General features: G+C 73.8%; 14 protein-coding genes and 1 pseudogene. 5 read left to right on the top strand and 10 right to left on the bottom strand.

From position 1 onward, the window contains the following. Nucleotides 1-38: 38 nt before the first annotated feature. The 8 genes and pseudogenes from I4I78_RS19100 to I4I78_RS19135 all read right to left on the bottom strand — a co-directional run bounded on the left by I4I78_RS19100 (nucleotide 39) and on the right by I4I78_RS19135 (nucleotide 9,054). Nucleotides 39-1,576, bottom strand: a pseudogene (locus I4I78_RS19100) (MFS transporter). Then, nucleotides 1,569-2,846 carry a 2-hydroxyacyl-CoA dehydratase family protein gene (locus I4I78_RS19105; protein WP_218612726.1) on the bottom strand — a complete coding sequence of 426 codons (1,278 nt, stop codon included), beginning with the start codon at nucleotides 2,844-2,846 and terminating at the stop codon, nucleotides 1,569-1,571. The pseudogene I4I78_RS19100 and the gene I4I78_RS19105 overlap by 8 nt, the downstream one beginning before the upstream one ends. Further along, nucleotides 2,843-3,955, bottom strand: a complete 1,113-nt coding sequence (locus I4I78_RS19110) for a 2-hydroxyacyl-CoA dehydratase family protein (protein ID WP_218612729.1) — start codon at nucleotides 3,953-3,955, stop codon at nucleotides 2,843-2,845. Before I4I78_RS19110 ends, I4I78_RS19105 begins: the two co-directional genes overlap by 4 nt. Nucleotides 3,956-4,004: 49 nt before the next feature. Further along, nucleotides 4,005-5,243 carry a CaiB/BaiF CoA-transferase family protein gene (locus I4I78_RS19115; protein ID WP_218612730.1) on the bottom strand — a complete coding sequence of 413 codons (1,239 nt, stop codon included), beginning with the start codon at nucleotides 5,241-5,243 and terminating at the stop codon, nucleotides 4,005-4,007. Next, on the bottom strand, nucleotides 5,240-6,439 hold the full coding sequence (locus I4I78_RS19120) for a CapA family protein (RefSeq protein WP_218612731.1): 1,200 nt from the start codon (nucleotides 6,437-6,439) through the stop codon (nucleotides 5,240-5,242). The genes I4I78_RS19115 and I4I78_RS19120 overlap by 4 nt, the downstream gene beginning before the upstream one ends. Next, complete coding sequence (locus I4I78_RS19125) at nucleotides 6,436-7,215, bottom strand: amino acid ABC transporter ATP-binding protein (RefSeq protein WP_218612732.1); 780 nt, start codon at nucleotides 7,213-7,215, stop codon at nucleotides 6,436-6,438. The genes I4I78_RS19120 and I4I78_RS19125 overlap by 4 nt, the downstream gene beginning before the upstream one ends. Nucleotides 7,216-7,246: 31 nt before the next feature. Continuing rightward, entirely contained in the window at nucleotides 7,247-8,140 is an 894-nt protein-coding gene (locus tag I4I78_RS19130; protein WP_218612733.1) for an amino acid ABC transporter permease, read from the bottom strand. After that, nucleotides 8,137-9,054, bottom strand: coding sequence for a transporter substrate-binding domain-containing protein (locus I4I78_RS19135; RefSeq protein WP_218612734.1), 918 nt, complete (start codon nucleotides 9,052-9,054; stop codon nucleotides 8,137-8,139). Before I4I78_RS19135 ends, I4I78_RS19130 begins: the two co-directional genes overlap by 4 nt. Nucleotides 9,055-9,234: 180 nt before the next feature. Between I4I78_RS19135 and I4I78_RS19140 the strand changes: the two genes are divergently transcribed. The 3 genes from I4I78_RS19140 to couO all read left to right on the top strand — a co-directional run bounded on the left by I4I78_RS19140 (nucleotide 9,235) and on the right by couO (nucleotide 11,723). Further along, on the top strand, nucleotides 9,235-10,230 hold the full coding sequence (locus tag I4I78_RS19140) for a PaaX family transcriptional regulator C-terminal domain-containing protein (RefSeq protein ID WP_218612735.1): 996 nt from the start codon (nucleotides 9,235-9,237) through the stop codon (nucleotides 10,228-10,230). Nucleotides 10,231-10,413: 183 nt separating this feature from the next. Beyond that, nucleotides 10,414-10,854: a MarR family transcriptional regulator gene (locus I4I78_RS19145; RefSeq protein ID WP_308252218.1), complete on the top strand. Its 441-nt coding sequence runs from the start codon at nucleotides 10,414-10,416 to the stop codon at nucleotides 10,852-10,854. Continuing rightward, complete coding sequence (gene couO / locus I4I78_RS19150) at nucleotides 10,851-11,723, top strand: 4-hydroxyphenyl-beta-ketoacyl-CoA hydrolase (RefSeq protein ID WP_218612737.1); 873 nt, start codon at nucleotides 10,851-10,853, stop codon at nucleotides 11,721-11,723. Before I4I78_RS19145 ends, couO begins: the two co-directional genes overlap by 4 nt. 6 nt (nucleotides 11,724-11,729) lie before the next feature. On the opposite strand, the gene I4I78_RS19155 is transcribed toward couO, so the two are convergent. Further along, a complete protein-coding gene (locus tag I4I78_RS19155; RefSeq protein ID WP_218612738.1) occupies nucleotides 11,730-12,104 on the bottom strand; it encodes a VOC family protein in 375 nt (124 codons plus the stop codon). A 79-nt stretch (nucleotides 12,105-12,183) separates the two neighbouring features. On the opposite strand from I4I78_RS19155, the gene I4I78_RS19160 reads away from it, so the two are divergent. Continuing rightward, nucleotides 12,184-12,630 (top strand): MarR family winged helix-turn-helix transcriptional regulator, encoded by a 447-nt coding sequence (locus I4I78_RS19160; RefSeq protein ID WP_218612739.1) that lies wholly within the window; start codon nucleotides 12,184-12,186, stop codon nucleotides 12,628-12,630. A 128-nt stretch (nucleotides 12,631-12,758) separates the two neighbouring features. Here I4I78_RS19160 and I4I78_RS19165 read toward each other — a convergent pair whose 3' ends face one another. After that, entirely contained in the window at nucleotides 12,759-14,303 is a 1,545-nt protein-coding gene (locus I4I78_RS19165; protein ID WP_218612740.1) for a class I adenylate-forming enzyme family protein, read from the bottom strand. Between the two features lie 142 nt (nucleotides 14,304-14,445). Between I4I78_RS19165 and serA the strand changes: the two genes are divergently transcribed. Continuing rightward, nucleotides 14,446-15,645, top strand: a complete 1,200-nt coding sequence (gene serA / locus I4I78_RS19170; RefSeq protein WP_218612742.1) for a phosphoglycerate dehydrogenase — start codon at nucleotides 14,446-14,448, stop codon at nucleotides 15,643-15,645. The last annotated feature ends 52 nt before the right edge of the window (nucleotides 15,646-15,697 follow it).

The following is a 15,697-nucleotide window of genomic DNA, read 5'->3' on the forward strand; positions in this document are numbered from 1 at the left end:
GGTCGTGCGGGTCGGGCGCCGGGTGCGGCGTCGCGGTCTCAGGGGGCCGGTGCGCCCTCGCCGAGGGCGGCCTCGCGGACGAACAGGACCGCGAGCAGCGCGAGGACCGCGAGCGGGAGGGTGGCGAGGAAGACCAGCTGCAGCCCGTGCGTGTAGGACGCGCGCACCGCGTCGGCCAGCGGCGGGGGCAGGGCCGCGACCTGGGCCGGGGTGCCCAGCAGGCGCCGGACGTCGTCGTCGGTCGCGGGCCGCCCGGCCGCGGCCAGCGCCGTGGGGAGGTCGGCGCGCAGCCGGGCGGCGATCAGCGCGCCGAACGCGGCGACACCGAGGGCGCCGCCGAGGGTCCGGGCGAACGTCACCGACGACCCGGCGACGCCGACGTCACCGGCTCCCACGGCGTTCTGCGCGGCGAGCACCAGCACCTGCTGGGTCAGCCCGGTCCCGGCGCCGAGCAGCGCCATCCCGGCGGCGACCTGCCAGGCGGGCGTGGCCGGGGTCAGCGGCGCGAGCACGGCCAGGCCGGCCACGAGCAGCCCGCAGCCGATCGCGGGGAAGCGTTTCCAGCGCCCGGTCGCGACGATCAGGCGCCCGACCACGGCCGAGGCGACGATCATCGTCCCGACCTGCGGGAGCATCAGCAGGCCCGCGGTCATGGCGTCGTGGCCGTGCACCACCTGCAGGAACTGCGGCAGGTAGATGACCCCGCCGAACATCACGGTCCCGACCAGCAGGCTGGTGGCGCAGGCGACGGTGAACGTCCGGATGCCGAACAGCTGCGGCGGCAGGATCGGGTCCGGCGCGCGACGCTCGCGCAGCACCGCGGCCACCGTGGTCACCGCGACCGCCCCGGCCAGCAGCGGCGTGACCGGCGACGACCAGGCCCAGGCCACGCCGCCCGCGGACAGCAGCACGACCAGCCCGCCGGAGGCCAGCGCCAGCAGGGCGGCCCCGAGGTGGTCGAGCGGGGTGCCGCGCGGTGCAGGCCGGTGGTCCGGGGCCAGGCGCACCAGCAGCGCGGCGAGCAGCGTCACCGGGACGACGCCGAGGAAGCACCAGCGCCAGCCCGGCCCTCCCGGGCCGACCAGGAGCCCGCCGATCAGCGGCCGGCCACCGACGCGGTGCCGAACGAGAGCCCGAACCAGCCGGTGTAGCGGCCCCGCTCGCGGGCCGGGACCAGCACCGCGACCAGTGCGTTCGCGCAGGCCAGGATGCCGCCCGACGCCGCGCCCTGCAGCGCCCGCCCGGTGATCAGCCAGCTCGTCGTCGTCGCGAGGCCCGCGACGAGGGAGGCCAGCACGAACAGCGCGATCGCGGCGAGCAGCATCGGTCGCGGTCCCCGCCGGTCGGCGAGCTTGCCCCAGACCGGGGTCGCCGCCGTCATCGTCAGCAGCGCCGCGGCCGCGACCCAGGCCACCCGGTCCTGGCCGCCGAGCTCGCCCGCGATCGTGGGCAGCGCGATCCCGATGATCGTGTTGGTCAGCGACCCGGTGAACAACGCGACGAGCGCGCCGGCCAGCACCGCGGGGGTGGAGAAGCCGGCCACCGCCGCGTCCCCCCGCGTGGTCGCCTCAGCCATCGGTCCGGGGCAGGACCTCGGCCTCCAGCCACCGGCCGACGGTGCCGTCGAGATGCTCCGGGTCGGAGCGGCGGGCGTCGACGTTGTCGGCGTGCAGCTCCAGCACCGGGACCCCGGCGGCGCGCAGCGCCCGGGTGGTGGCCCAGCTGCCGCGGGCGTCGTCGGAGACCAGGTGCACGACGCCGTGCACGCCGTGCGTGCGGGCCTCCTTGACGTACCACTCGGCCGACCACGGCGGGGTGTAGAGCTGGTCGGAGAACGCCGCGAACCGCGCGGCCAGTGCCCGCAGCGGGTCGCCGGAGTCCGGGTCGACGTGGCGGATGTAGCCGTCGGCGGCGATCGCCAGGTACATCGACCACACGAACACCGCGCCGTAGCGGTCCTGGAAGCGCCGGTAGAAGTCCAGGTCGAACCACAGACCGCGACCCACCCACATCAGCCGGACCCGTTCGTCCGGGCACACCGCCGCGCCGGCGCGGACCCGGTCGGCGACCTCGTCGTGCAGCCGGCGCGCGGCGTCGCGGGCCCACACGGTGCCGCGGTGCCACTGCGGGATCATCACGGCCGGGATCGAGTCGGTGACCGCGATCGGGCACGGCCGGGCGGCGGCGATCAGGTCGCGGGTGCGCCGGTTCCACTCCTCCTGCTCGTTGACCAGCGCCATCACCTCGGTGAAGCGCTGCTCGGAGAACCGACGGCCGGTGGTGGCCTCCAGGAACCGGATCAGGCCCTCCAGCTCGCCGACCATCAGGTCGAGCCGGTCGGTGCCCACCGCCTCCTCCCACCGGTGCGGCATCAGCTCCCACCAGCGCTCCGGCACGGTGTCGGCGGCCGCGCTCTCCAGCGGGTAGAACGTGACGCCGGGCTGCGCGCCCCAGACGTCGAAGATCTTCCGGGAGGCGTCGCCGGTGGTCTCGGCGAGCACGAGCGAGGGCGTCGGCAGCCCGCCCCACGGCGCCGAGTCCGGGTCGGTGTCGAACGCGCTACCCAGGGCGGTGGAGCTGTACTGCTCGGTGTAGTCGGGGTAGCCGCGCTCGCGCAGCCGGGCCAGGTGGTCCTGGGTGCGCCGCTTCGCCGCGACGATCGAGGCCCACCACTGGTTGACGACGTAGGGGATGCCCATCGCGCGGAACACCTCCTGCGGGGCGTCCGCATTGACCAGGGCGAGCGGGTCGCCCGGGGTGTGGTCACGGTGCAGGTCGGCGAACCACTGCCGCTGGTGCGCGGTGGCCGCGGCGGCGCTGGGCAGGCGGGGGGTGGGCGCGCTCACGCGACCACCGCCGGGACGCCCAGGGCGCTCAGTGCGCGGTCCAGCTCGGACGGGTCGATCAGCCCGTAAGCCTGCCGCTCCACGATCGCGGCCGGCACCCCGGCGGCGTCGCGCTGGGCGGGGAAGTCCCATGGCGGGCCGTCGTCGTGCTCGCGGACGTAGCTCAGCAGACCCGCCGCCCCGCGTCCGCGCAGCGCGGCCGCGGTGTGCGCGGCCCGCTCCGCGATCGCCGCGCGGGGTGCCGAGGGCCCGTTGTGCTGGTAGCGCTCGGCCACCGCCAGATCGAGCGCGTCGACGTCGGCCGCCCCGGCCGGCACCCCGACGTCCATGGTGGACAGCAGGTCGCCGCGGTCGTGGTCCTCGCCGACGATCAGGAGTCCCGCGTCCTCGAGTGCGGTGTAGACGTCGGGGCAGTCGTGGCTGCTCCCGGTGAGGTACACCGGGTGCCCGGGCCGCGGGTCACGACCGGGCAGCTCGGCGACGAGCGCGGTCAGCAGCTCCTCGGCGCGGTGCACCGGCAGCCGTGTCGTGGCGGCGACGACCCCGAGCGCCTCGGTGCCGGTGAGCCGGCGCTGCCCGCGCAGCTCCCCGACCGCGCGGAGCAGTCCCCGCACCCGGTCGTGCGCGGCGACGGCCGCGGCCAGCTCGTCACCGGAGACGGTGTGCCCGCAGCGCTGCTGCAACCAGCCGCGCAGGCCGCGCACCTTCGCCCGCACGTAGCGGGTCGTGGTCCGGTGCGGCAGGTGCAGCACGTCGATGAGGTGCAGCGGCGGCAGCGCGACCGCCGGCTCCACCCGGGCCAGCTCCCGCAGGACGTAGAACAGCCGCAGCGACGCCTCGCAGTCCCGGGAGACGACGAGCACGTCCAGCGGCCCGTACCCGCCGTGCAGGAGCCGGGTCAGCACCGAGCAGGCGGCCGGGTCGAGGCCGCCGCCGAGGTAGCCGATCCCGTCGGAGGCGTCCTCGTGCGGGGACCCGGACAGCCGCACCGGGTGGTAGCCGGCGGCGGTGAGCAGCTCGACCGGCACGTCGGCGCCGACGTAGCCGGCGACCGGCCCGTCCGCCGTCGTGCGGGCAGGGTCGAGCAACGCAGCCAGTGCTGCGGACATGGTGGTCCCCCGAGGTCGGATGGAGAGGGCGGAGCCGGATGCCCGGCGCTCAGATGACGGAGTCGGCGGCGAGCGAGGTGATCTCGTCCTCGTCGTAGCCGAGCAGCTCCCGGTAGACGCGGTCGTTGTGCTCGCCGAGCGTGGGCGCCGGGCCGTCCAGGCCGACCGAGGAGCCGGAGAACACGATCGGCATCCCGGTCGCGGACAGGTCGGCCACGGCACCGTGGCGGGGATGCGTGATCGGGACGACCTCGCGCCGGTCACGCACCAGCGGGTCGCGCACGGCCTCGCGCGGGTCCCGGACCTCGGCGGCCGGCACGCCCTCCGCGGAGAGCCGGTCGATGATCTCGGTCCGGGGCAGGCCCGCGCACCAGGCACCGATCAGCGCGTGCAGCTCGTCCGCGCTACGGACGCGCTGGTCGCGGGTGCGGTAGCGGTCGTCGTCGACCAGGTCCTCGCGGCCCATCGCACGCAGCACCCCGCGGGCGAACGCGTCGGTGGGGGCGCACAGGGCGATGTGCCCGTCCGCGGCGCGCAGGATCCCGAACGGGGCCAGCCGCGGGACCATCGCCCCGGTGCGCTGCGGCAGCCCGACCGCGTCGAACGCGTCGAACGGCTCGCACGCGACCAGCGACGTGAGCGCGCCGAGCATGGACACGTCCACGTGCTGGCCCTGCCCGGTGGTCTCCGCCTGCAACAGCGCCGACACCGTCCCGACCACCGCGAACAGCGGCGCCAGCAGGTCCCCGACGGGCAGGCCGAACCGGACCGGGTCCCCGTCGGGCTCGCCCGCGGTCATCATCACGCCGGAGAGCGCCTGGATGATCGAGTCCATGGCCTTGCCCGAGCCCGGGCCGCCCTGCGCGCCGAACCCGCTGATCGAGGTGTAGACCAGCCGTGGCTTGATCTCGCGCACGGCGGCGTAGTCGATGCCCAACCGGCTCGTGACGCCCGGCGAGTAGTTCTCCACCAGCACGTCGGCGTCGCGGACCAGGTCGGTGAACACGGTCTTCGACCGCGGGTCCTTGAGGTTGAGCGTGACGCTGAGCTTGCCGCGCCCGCGCACCAGCATCGACACGGACATGTCGTCGTCGTGCCGGCGCGCCAGCGCCAGGCCGTCGCGCCCGAGGTAGGGGGAGTTGCTGCGGGAGGTGTCACCGCCGGTCGCCGGGTTCTCCACCTTGATCACAGTGGCGCCCAGCCCGGCGAGCAGCAGCGTCGCGTAGGGGCCCGCGAGCGCGGTGGTCAGGTCGATCACGGTGCGGCCGGCGAGTGGCTGGTCGGTCATGGGGTCCTCTCGGTCGGGACGGAGAAGGGGCCGGCGGCGGGCGTGCGGCCGGCTCCGGCGACGAGGACCTCGTCGCCGCGCCGGACCAGCCGGCCGTTCAGCCGGGCCCGGTCGGTGATGTCGGCGACGTAGCCGACGACGTCGGCGTCCTCACCCGGCCCGAGCGGGACGGGGCGCCCGGCGTCGTCGATCCGGCAGGGGACGATCGCGGCCTCGACGAGACCGTCGGCGTCGAAACGGCAGGTCGCGACGACGGTGTTGCGGCTCTCCGGATGGAACGGGTAGTAGGGCATGTCCGGGTCGGGGGCGAAGCCGTAGAGGGCCTTGCGCCGCTCGGCCCACGCGGCGCGCTCGGCGCTGTCCCCGCCGTCGGTGGGGGTCAGCGCGTGGGTGACGGTCACGAAGTTGCCCAGGCCGTGGAAGATCGGCGCCCCCCGGTACACCTCGATGCCGCGCAGGATGTGCGAGTGGTGCCCGACGACGACGTCGGCCCCGGCGTCCACCGCGGCCCGCGCGACCGGTGACTCGTACATGGCGACCACGGCCGGCGTGTGCCCGACGCCCTTGTGCAGCGCGACGACGACGATGTCGGCCTCGGCGCGCAGGCGCGTCACGTCCCGGGCCATCGCCTCCAGCGAGTCCGGGTCGGCGAAGGTGTAGACGCGCGGCGGACCGCCCGGGCTGGCGTGGTCGAGCTCGTAGTGGGTGAGCACGTGGACGTAGGCGCAGCCCGCCTTGCGGGAGGTCGCCCACGACTCGCGCGGCCCCACGCAGTTGTAGGACAGCACGCCGACCCGCAGGCCACCGCGTTCGACGACGGCCGGGGTCCGGGCCTCGGCGAGGTCGGCCCCCGCGCCGGTGGGCACCAGCCCGGCGGCCCTGGCGTGCGCGACGGTGTCGGTCACCCCGGCCTCGCCGGCGTCGAAGATGTGGTTGCCGGCCAGGGTGACCACGTCGACACCGGCGGCGGTCAGCGCGGCCAGTGCCGCGGGGTCCGCGGGCGGGGCCGGGACGTCCGTGCTGACCTGCGCCGTGCTCGTCGAGTGCGGGACCTCGACGTGCCCGACGGTCACGTCCGCGGCCCGCAGCAGCGCGGCCGAGGGCTCCAGGAACGAGGCCGGGTCCGGCTCGTCGAGGATGAGGTCGCCCACGGCGGCCACGGTGACCGTGTTCGTGTCGCCTGTGCGGGTGGTCACGCCGGCACCTCCCGGTTGTGGCGGGACAGGAACCCGCGCAGCCGCGGGCTCGTGGGGTTCCCGAAGATCGCCTGCGGCGGCCCGGACTCGACGATGCGGCCGTCGTCCATGAACACGACCCGGTCCGCGACCTCGCGGGCGAACGCCATCTCGTGGGTGACCACGACCATCGTCAGCCCGTCCGCGGCCAGACCGCGCAGCACGCCGAGGACCTCCTCGACGAGCTCCGGGTCCAGCGCCGAGGTGGGCTCGTCGAAGAGCAGGATCCGGGGCGCGGTGGCCAGGGCGCGGGCGATCGCCACCCGCTGCTGCTGGCCGCCGGAGAGCTGACGCGGGTAGTGGTGCGCCCGGTCGCCGAGCCCGACCCGCGCCAGCAGGGCGGCGGCGTCGCGCTCGGCATCGGCGGCGTCGCGGCGGTGCACCCGGCGCGGCGCCTCCGTCACGTTGCGCAGCGCGCTGAAGTGCGGGAACAGGTTGAACTGCTGGAACACCATGCCGATCCGGCGGCGCTGGGCCGCGGTGCCGCGCGGGCTCAGCGGCCGGAGCCCGCCGCGGTGCTCCTCGTACCCGAGCAGCTCGCCGTCGAGGTACATCGCCCCGCTGTCGATCGACTCGAGCTGGTGCACGCAGCGGACCAGCGTGGACTTGCCCGACCCGGACGGGCCGATCACGACCACGACCTCGCCCTCGGTGACGTCGAGGTCCACGCCCTCGAGCGCGGTGTGGTCGCCGAACCGCTTGGTGAGCCCGCGCAGCGACAGGACGGTTGTGTTCATGACTCCTCCGCGGGGCTAAGTGCGTCGTCGCTCATGACACGCCTCCGGTGGCGACCGTCCGCACGTGTCCGCGGGCGAAGTGGCGCTCGAGCCGTCGCTGCCCGAGGGTGAGCAGCGTGACGACCGCGAGGTACCAGATGCAGGCCACGATCAGCATCGGGACGATCTCGTAGGTCTGGTTGTAGATCACCTGGACGGCGTGCAGCAGGTCGTTCATCGCGATCACCGAGACCAGCGCGGTGCCCTTGAGGACGCTGATGAACTGGCTGCCGGACGGCGGGATGATCACCCGCATCGCCTGCGGCAGGACGATCCGGAAGAACGTCTGCAGCGGGGTGAAGCCCATCGCCGAGGCCGCCTCCCGCTGGCCCTGGTCCACGCCGAGGACCCCGGCGCGGATGATCTCGGCCATGTAGGCGGACTCCACCAGCGACAGCCCGATCACGCCCGCGGTCAGCGGGGTGATGACGTCGTTCGTGCTCCAGCTGATCAGTGTCGGCCCGAACGGGACGTCGATCGAGAGCCGTGGCAGCAGGTAGGCCAGGTTGAACCAGAAGATCAGCTGGACCAGTGGCGGGATGCCGCGGAAGATCCCGACGTAGAGCGTCGCGGCCCAGCGCACCGGTCCGAAGTCGGACAGCTGCGCGGCGGCGAGCAGCCCGCCGACCAGCGAGCCGATCAGCATCGCGAGCACGGCCAGCAGGACGGTGGTGCCCAGGCCTGCCAGCACCGACGGGGCGAACAGGTTCGCCGCGACGACGTCCCACCGGAACCGCTCGTTGCCGACCCCGAACGCGACGATCTGCGCGGCGATCACGAGCAGCGCCGCGGCCGCGACCCAGCGCCAGGGCCGGAACCGGGCCCGTGCGGTCGCGACGTCGTGCGGGCCGGCGCCGGTCCGGGTGGGCGGGGCGGTGAGTGTCATGCCGGGGTCCCGGCGTTGAACTGCGGTGCCGGGACCGTCACGTCGGACAGTCCCCACCTGCTCATGATCTGCTGGTAGGTGCCGTCGCGGGACAGCACCTCGAACGCCTTCTGCATCACCGGGCCGAGCTCGGCCGACTTCGGGACGTACAGCGCGAGCTTGTCGGCGGTCGCGCCCTGCTCCGGGGTCTGGGTGACGTAGGTGTAGACGCCCTTCTGCTGGGTCGTCACGTCGATCGCGGCCGCCTGGGTCATCCCGGCGGCCTCGGCCCGGCCGGACTGCGCGGCGAGCAGGGTCGCGTTGGTGTCGGCGAGCCCGATCGACTGCACCGGCCCGCGCCCGGCCCGCTCGCAGAACGCGGAGAGCCGCCGCAGCTGCTCCTCCACCACGCTCGCGGTGACCACGGCGACGCGGCGGCCGCAGAGGTCGTCGGTCCGCCCGATCGGAGCGGGCGGGTTCGCCGGGACCACGTAGGACGTCCGGGTCGTCATCCAGGTGACCGTGTCGAACTGCTTCTCGCGCTCGGCGGTGACCTTGACCGGTCCGTTGAACGCGTCGTAGCGGTCGGCGAGCATGCCCTGCAGCGCGGCCGGGAGGCTGTCCACGACGACGGTCTCGGTGCGGACCCCGAGCACCCGGCCCAGCGCGTCCTGGAAGTCCTTGTCGATGCCGGTGACCGCGCCGCCGGGACCGACCGTCCGGTAGGGCGGGTGCGAGTCGCCCGCGAAGCGGATCACGCCGGAGTCCTTGATCGACTGTGGCAGCTCGCCGTGCAGCCCGGCGTCCGATCCGGCGGGCGCGGGCGAGCTACCGCCGTCTCCGAGCTGGGCCCCGCACCCGGTGAGGACGAGCGCCGACGCGGCCAGTGCGGCGAGGGTCAGCCGGCGTGGGCGGGGGAAGGATGGGTGGCGCATGGCGAGGGTCTCCCTGCGTTGGGTCGTGCCAGGCGTGTGACTCGTCGGGACCGGGGGCCGAACCTCGAATTGGCCGACGAGGACGGTGACGAGCGTCGCACGGCATGTCGCCAATGACAACACCCGGTTCGCCGCCGCCGATCCGGCGGTGGGTGACACGTACGCTCACCGGCGGGAGGGATGCCGATGTCGGACGAGGTGCGTGCGCGGGCCGAGCCGCAGCTCCTGCTGACGTCGCTGCTGGGTGACTACTGGTACTGGCGCGACGAGCACATCCCCTCCGCGGCGCTGGTGCGGTTGCTCGCGGAGTTCGGTGTCGGCGAGGAGAACGCCCGGGCAGCGATGCGGCGGCTGGCGGCGAAGGACCTCCTGACGACCTCACGGACCGGGCGTACGACGGCCTACGGCATCCCGCCCCGGACCAGTGACGTCATCGTCGACCGCACGCACCGGATGCTGACCTTCGGCGCGGCGGCCCCGGAGTGGGACGGGCGCTGGACGGTCGTCGCGTTCTCGGTGCCCGAGCAGGAGCGTGAGGTGCGCACCGCGCTGCGCTCCCGGTTGCGGGTCCTCGGGCTCGCCGCGCTCTACGACGGCCTGTGGGTCTCCCCGCGTGACCTCGCGGGTCCGGCCCGCGAGCTGCTCTCCGAGCTCGGGATCGAGCGCGGCACGGTGCTGCGCGCCGAGGAGGTGCCCGGCGGGCCCGCGGCCGGCGGGCCCGCGACCGCGTTCGACCTGGAGCCGCTGGCGCAGGCGTACCGGGAGTTCGTGCGCACCTACGAGCCGCTGCGCGAGCACCTCGCGGCCGGGCGGATCGGTCCCGCGGACGCGCTGCGGATCCGCACCGAGCTGCGCGTCGACTGGCGGACGTTCCCGGAGCGGGATCCCGACCTGCCGGCCGGGATGCTGCCCGACGGCTGGCTGCGCGCGGACGCCCAGCGGCTCTTCCTGGAGATCTACGACCGGCTCGGGCCGCTCGCCGAGCACCGTTTCCGGCAGGTGCTCGCGGACTCCGACCCGGATCTCGCCGAGCTGGCCTCGCACCACGACAGCGCCCGCATCGCGGCGCTGCGCGCCGAGCTCGGCGACCATCACGCGCGCGGTGACACGCCGTTCGAGCAGGCCGTCAACGCCCGTCGTCTGGACGAGGTGCGTCGCAGGCGTCCCTCGCCCTGACCGGCAGACATCTTTCGCCTCGGAGCGTGACCTGGGTCACGTGCGGTTGTCGGGAGCCGCCCGTGCGCCGCACCCTCGTCACGGATCAATCAGGAAACCTGATGATTGGCGAGGGAGGTCGGGATGCCGTCACGAGCCGTCCCGGTCCGGCCGCGCGCGACGACGACGCGGGAGGATCGGGCTGTGCCGGACCGCCCACTCGCCCTGTACCTGGTGAAACGCCTGGAACTGGTGATCCGGGCGCGGATGGACGAGGCACTGCGCCCGCACGGGCTGACCACGCTGCAGTTCACCGCGCTCACCGCGCTGCGCAGCCGCGACGGGCTGTCCGCGACACAGCTGGCCCGGCGCTCGTTCGTCACCCCGCAGACGATGAACGAGATGGTGCGCTGGCTGGAGAAGCACGGGCACGTCGCCCGGCGCCGCGACCCGGACAACCGCCGCGTCCTGCTGCTCACCCTGACCGGGCCCGCCCGGGCGCTGCTCGAGCGCTGCGACCCGCTCGTCGAGGCGATCGAGCAGGAGATGCTCGCCGCGGTCCCGGACGCGGCGCACCCGCAGTTCCGTCAGAGCCTGGAGCTCGGCTACGCCGCGCTCAGTGGAAACCCGGAGGAGACCCCGTGACGCTCGACCTCGCCCGTCTCACCGCGATCGACGTGCACACCCACGTCGAGCAGGACGGCCACGGCTGCTTCTCGCTCGACCAGGAGCTGATGGACGCCTCGGCCGCGTACTTCCGCGCCGACCAGGACCGCACCCCGACCGTCGCCGCGATCGCCGAGCACTACCGGGAGCGGTCGATGGCGGCCGTGGTGTTCACCGTCGACGCCGCGGCCGGGACCGGGCACCCGGCGCTGTCCAGCGAGGAGATCCTCGACGCCGCGGCGCAGTTCCCGGACGTGCTGATCCCGTTCGGGTCGGTGGACCCGCACGGGGGCAAGGCGTCGGTCGCGCGGATCCGCCGGCTGGTCGAGCGCGGGGCGCGCGGGTTCAAGTTCCACCCGTCGCTGCAGGAGTTCGAGCCGAACGACCCCGCCTACTACCCGCTCTACGAGGCGGTCGCCGAGGTCGGCGTCCCGGCGCTGTTCCACACCGGGCAGACCGGGATCGGGGCGGGTCTGCCCGGCGGGCACGGCATCAAGCTGCGCTACTCGAACCCGATGCTGCTCGACGACGTCGCCGCCGACCTGCCGCACCTCACGATCGTCATGGCGCACCCGTCGGTGCCGTGGCAGGACGAGGCGATCTCGATCGCGACGCACAAGGCGAACGTCTACATCGACCTGTCCGGCTGGCGCCCGAAGTACTTCCCGCCGCAGCTCGTCCGGGCCGCGAACACGTTGCTGCGCACCAAGGTCCTGTTCGGGTCGGACTTCCCGGTGATCACCCCGGACCGCTGGCTGGCCGACTTCGCCGAGCTGGAGATCCGGGACGAGGTGCGTCCGCTGATCCTCAAGGACAACGCGGTCCGCGCGCTCGGGCTCGGAGGGTAAAGCCGATCAGTCGGGTACGACGGTGAAGAACTCGTAGGTGTGTCCGTCCGGGTCACCGACGTACAGCCCTCGCCCGCCGGCGAGTCGATTGATCCGGCGGTCCCAGCCGTGCTCCGGCCCGGCTCCGAACGAGACGGCGGACCGGTCCACCAGGCGCCCGAGGAGCGCGTCGAAGGTCTCGTCGTCGACGAGGAAGCCGAGATGGCAGGCGACGGCCGGTCCGCGGTCGTCGAAGTCGAGGGTCAGCTCGTCGTTCACCCGGACCGGAATGAACGGCCCCGCGGGGGCGCCGACCGGCAGCCCGAGCAGGTCGGCGAGGAATCCGGCTCCGGTGGCCCGGTCGCCGACCCGGACGATCGTGTGGTTCAGGGCGATGGTCACGGGTGCGTCCCCTCGACGATGTGTATGCGTATCGCACGAATATTAGATGCGTATCGCAGGGATTGGCTAGGGTGCGGACATGCAGGACGCGGATGGGGGCCCGGCGCTGTTCCGGCTGGTGCGCTTCTGGTCGCGACGGTGGGCGCGCGGAGTGGCCGTGGGCGGTGCCGGTGAGACGACGCTCGTCCAGGACGTGCTGACCGTGAACGCGGTCGCCACGTGCGTCGCCGACGACCGCGAGGGTGCCACCGTCGGCGATGTCGGACGGCAGCTCGGCATCGACCAGTCCGGGGCGAGTCGCATGGTCGCCGGGGCGGTCGAGCGCGGGTACGTCGAGCGCCGGCGGGCGAGCTCCGACGCGCGTCGTGCCGTGCTGGGGATGACGTCCGCGGGCAGGGAGCTGATCGCGTCGTCCGAGCAGTGGCAGCGCGGCGTCTTCGACGAGCTCACCTTCGGTTGGGACGCGGAGGACCGGGAACGGTTCGCGGCCTACCTGCAACGACTCGCCCGCCAGGTCGGGGCCTGACTATCCCGGCGCCATCGTCGTCCTCGGCTGCGCCTGGGCATCCCAGCGGCGACGTCCCGCTGCGGACGGACATGATCGTGTTCGGCGTATAGGTCCTGCCGGTGGCCTGGGACTGAGTCCGCCGCCCGCTACCGTCCGGTGAGCTCCCGCCGCAGCGCGGCGCGGTCGATCTTCCCGCTGGGCGTGGTGGGCAGGTCGTCGACCAGGTGGATCTCGGCCGGTGCGCGGGCGGGCCCGCGGCGCTCGGCGACCCAGGCCAGGAGCGCGTCCGGCGACGGTGAGTGCCCGGGACGCGGCACGACCGCGGCGGCCGCGCTCTCGGTGCCGTCCGGGTCGGCGACGGCGAACACGCCCGCTGCGGCGACCGCGGGGTGGGCGAGCAGCGCGTTCTCCACGTCGCCGGGGTAGATCCTCGCGGGTTCGGCGAAGATGACGTCCTTTGTCCGTCCGGCCAGGGTGAGGTAGCCGGCGTCGTCGAGGTGGCCGAGGTCGCCGGTGCGGAACCAGCCCTCGTGCAGCACCGCGGCGCTCTGCTGCGGGTCGCCGACGTAACCGGGCATCACCGCGGAGCCACGCACCCAGATCTCGCCGGTCGCGCCGGCGGGCAGCTCGGCCCCGCCGTCGTCCCGGATCGAGACCGTGACACCGGGCACCGGCCGTCCGACCGTGCCGCGCAGCTCCGGGCGGGCCAGCTCGTCGGCGCCGATCGTGGTGATCGTCGTGGCCTCGATGCTGCCGTAGGTCTGGCCGAGGACCGGGCCGAACCGGTCGAGCGCCTCACCGATGCGTTCCGCGGACGCGGGCGCGCTGCCGATCCGGAGCCGGCGCAGGCTCGTGGTGTCGGTGCGGTCCAGGTCGGGATGGTCGAGCAGCTGGTGCAGGAGCCGGGGCATCAGCTGGATCGTCGTGATCTTCTCGCGGGGGACGACGGCGAGGACGCGGCCGGCGTCGAATCCCCGCTGCAGGACCACGCGACCGCCCGCGGCCAGCACGACCAGCGCGATCGTGCCGGCGATGTGGGCGATCGGCGTGCACACCAGCTGCACGGTGTCGCGCCACCCGGCGAGCGCGGCCGGGGACGAATAGTCCGGCACGGCGGCGCGGCGGGGGACACCCTTCGGAACCCCGGTGCTGCCCCCGGTCAGTGAGATCGACGCCAGGTCCTCGGGCCGCAGGCGCACGGGCAGCGGTGTCGGGTCCGCCGAGGTGTAGGCGTCGTCGATGTCGACGACCGTGGTCGAGCCGGCCCGCGCGGCGGCGTCGGCGGCGAGCGCGCGACGGTCGTGGTCGGTGACGAGGAACCGTGCCCGGCACGTCGTGAGCAGTTCCGCGACGGCCGCCGCCGAGTAGCCGTCGGCGAACGAGGTGAACGCCGCGCCGACGACGTTGACCGCCCACCGGAGGACGAGCCCGATCGGAGTGGTGCCGGCCATGATCGCGACGACGTCGCCGCGCCGGACGCCGCACCCGTCGAGGCGGCGTGCCTCGATCCGGACCCGGTCGAGGACGTCGCGGTAGGTCCACTCGGCGGGTGTGTCGGCGTCGTCGACGGTGATCGCGACCCGGTCGCCGTGTTCCTCGAGCCGCGCCAGCGTGAGCTCGATCATCGTGCGGTGCCCGTCGGCGGGCTCGTCTCCGGTGTGCGGTGCTGCGCCCGCGGGATGCTCGGCCACGCGCGCCAGGGTCTCATGTTCGGGTGCGTCACCGACTGGTGTGACGAGCTCGAAGCGACGTCTCCGCAGGTCGAGGGGTCGGCGGGTAGTTCGGGCCCGCGACGGGACCCCGATGCCGGAACGGCCCGTCTACGCTGCCCGTGTGAAGGTTCTCCTGCTGGAAAACATCCATCCGACCGCAGCAGAGGCGTTCCGCGACGCGGGTTTCGAGGTCGACGAGCGCCCCGGCTCGCTGAGCGGCGACGACCTGGCCGACGCCCTGTCGGGCGTGGCCCTGCTCGGGATCCGGTCCAACACCAAGATCACCGCGGAGGTGCTCGACGCGGGGAAGGACCTCCTCGCGGTGGGGTGCTTCTGCATCGGGACCAACCAGGTCGATCTCGACGGTGCCGCCGAGCGCGGCATCGCGGTGTTCAACGCACCGTTCTCCAACACCCGCAGTGTCGTCGAGCTGGTGCTGGGCGAGATCGTCTCGCTGGCGCGGCGGCTGCCGGACAAGACCCAGCGGATGCACGAGGGGGTCTGGGACAAGTCCGCCAAGGGCAGCCACGAGATCCGCGGCCGGACGCTGGGCATCGTCGGCTACGGCAACATCGGCACCCAGCTGTCCAACGTCGCCGAGGCCGTCGGACTCCGGGTGATCTTCTATGACACCGCGGACCGGCTGGCCCATGGCAACGCGCGGCGGATCGCCACGCTCGACGAGCTGCTCTCCCGGTCGGACTTCGTGAGCATCCACGTGGACGGCCGCCCGGGGAACGCGGGGTTGTTCGGCGCGGAGCAGTTCGCCGCCATGAAGCCCGGGTCGGTGTTCATCAACGCCTCCCGAGGGATGGTCGTCGACGACGTGTCGTTGCGGGAGAACATCCTCTCCGGCCACATCTCCGGTGCCGCGATCGACGTGTTCCCGGTCGAGCCGAAGGCGCAGGGCGACGCGTTCGAGTCACCCCTGCGCGGCCTCGACAACGTCATCCTCACCCCGCACGTCGGCGGGTCGACGCAGGAGGCGCAGGAGGAGATCGGGTACTTCGTGTCCAAGAAGCTGCTCGGGTTCGTCACCGACGGCGGCACCGCACTGTCGGTGAACCTGCCGGAGGTGGCGCCGCCGCACCCGGCAGGCGTGTTCCGGATGGGCCACCTGCACACGAGCGAGACCGGCGTGCTGGCCGGCATCAACAAGCGGCTCGCCGACGCCGGGGTGAACGTGGTCGGCCAGTCGCTGTCCACCCGGGGCGACCACGGCTACGTCGTCACCGACACCGACGTCACGCTGTCCGAGGCCACGCTGTCCGACCTGCGCCAGTGGAAGCAGACCGTGTGGCTGCGGTCCTGGCGGCCCTGACCGCGCGGCCCTGGCGGCCCTGACCGCCCGGCGGGAACGGGCTCAGCGCCGG

It is taken from the genome of Pseudonocardia sp. KRD291, from assembly GCF_019263595.1.
Classification (GTDB): Bacteria; Actinomycetota; Actinomycetes; order Mycobacteriales; family Pseudonocardiaceae; genus Pseudonocardia.

Excerpts from the sequence above, each read along its gene's own strand:
- I4I78_RS19160 (WP_218612739.1), top strand. The coding sequence starts at position 12,184 with ATGCAGGACGCGGATGGGGGCCCGGCGCTGTTCCGGCTGGTGCGCTTC.
- I4I78_RS19140 (WP_218612735.1), top strand. The coding sequence starts at position 9,235 with ATGCCGATGTCGGACGAGGTGCGTGCGCGGGCCGAGCCGCAGCTCCTG.
- I4I78_RS19135 (WP_218612734.1), bottom strand. The coding sequence starts at position 9,054 with ATGCGCCACCCATCCTTCCCCCGCCCACGCCGGCTGACCCTCGCCGCA.
- I4I78_RS19115 (WP_218612730.1), bottom strand. The coding sequence starts at position 5,243 with ATGACCGACCAGCCACTCGCCGGCCGCACCGTGATCGACCTGACCACC.
- I4I78_RS19125 (WP_218612732.1), bottom strand. The coding sequence starts at position 7,215 with ATGAACACAACCGTCCTGTCGCTGCGCGGGCTCACCAAGCGGTTCGGC.
- I4I78_RS19110 (WP_218612729.1), bottom strand. The coding sequence starts at position 3,955 with ATGTCCGCAGCACTGGCTGCGTTGCTCGACCCTGCCCGCACGACGGCG.
- I4I78_RS19130 (WP_218612733.1), bottom strand. The coding sequence starts at position 8,140 with ATGACACTCACCGCCCCGCCCACCCGGACCGGCGCCGGCCCGCACGAC.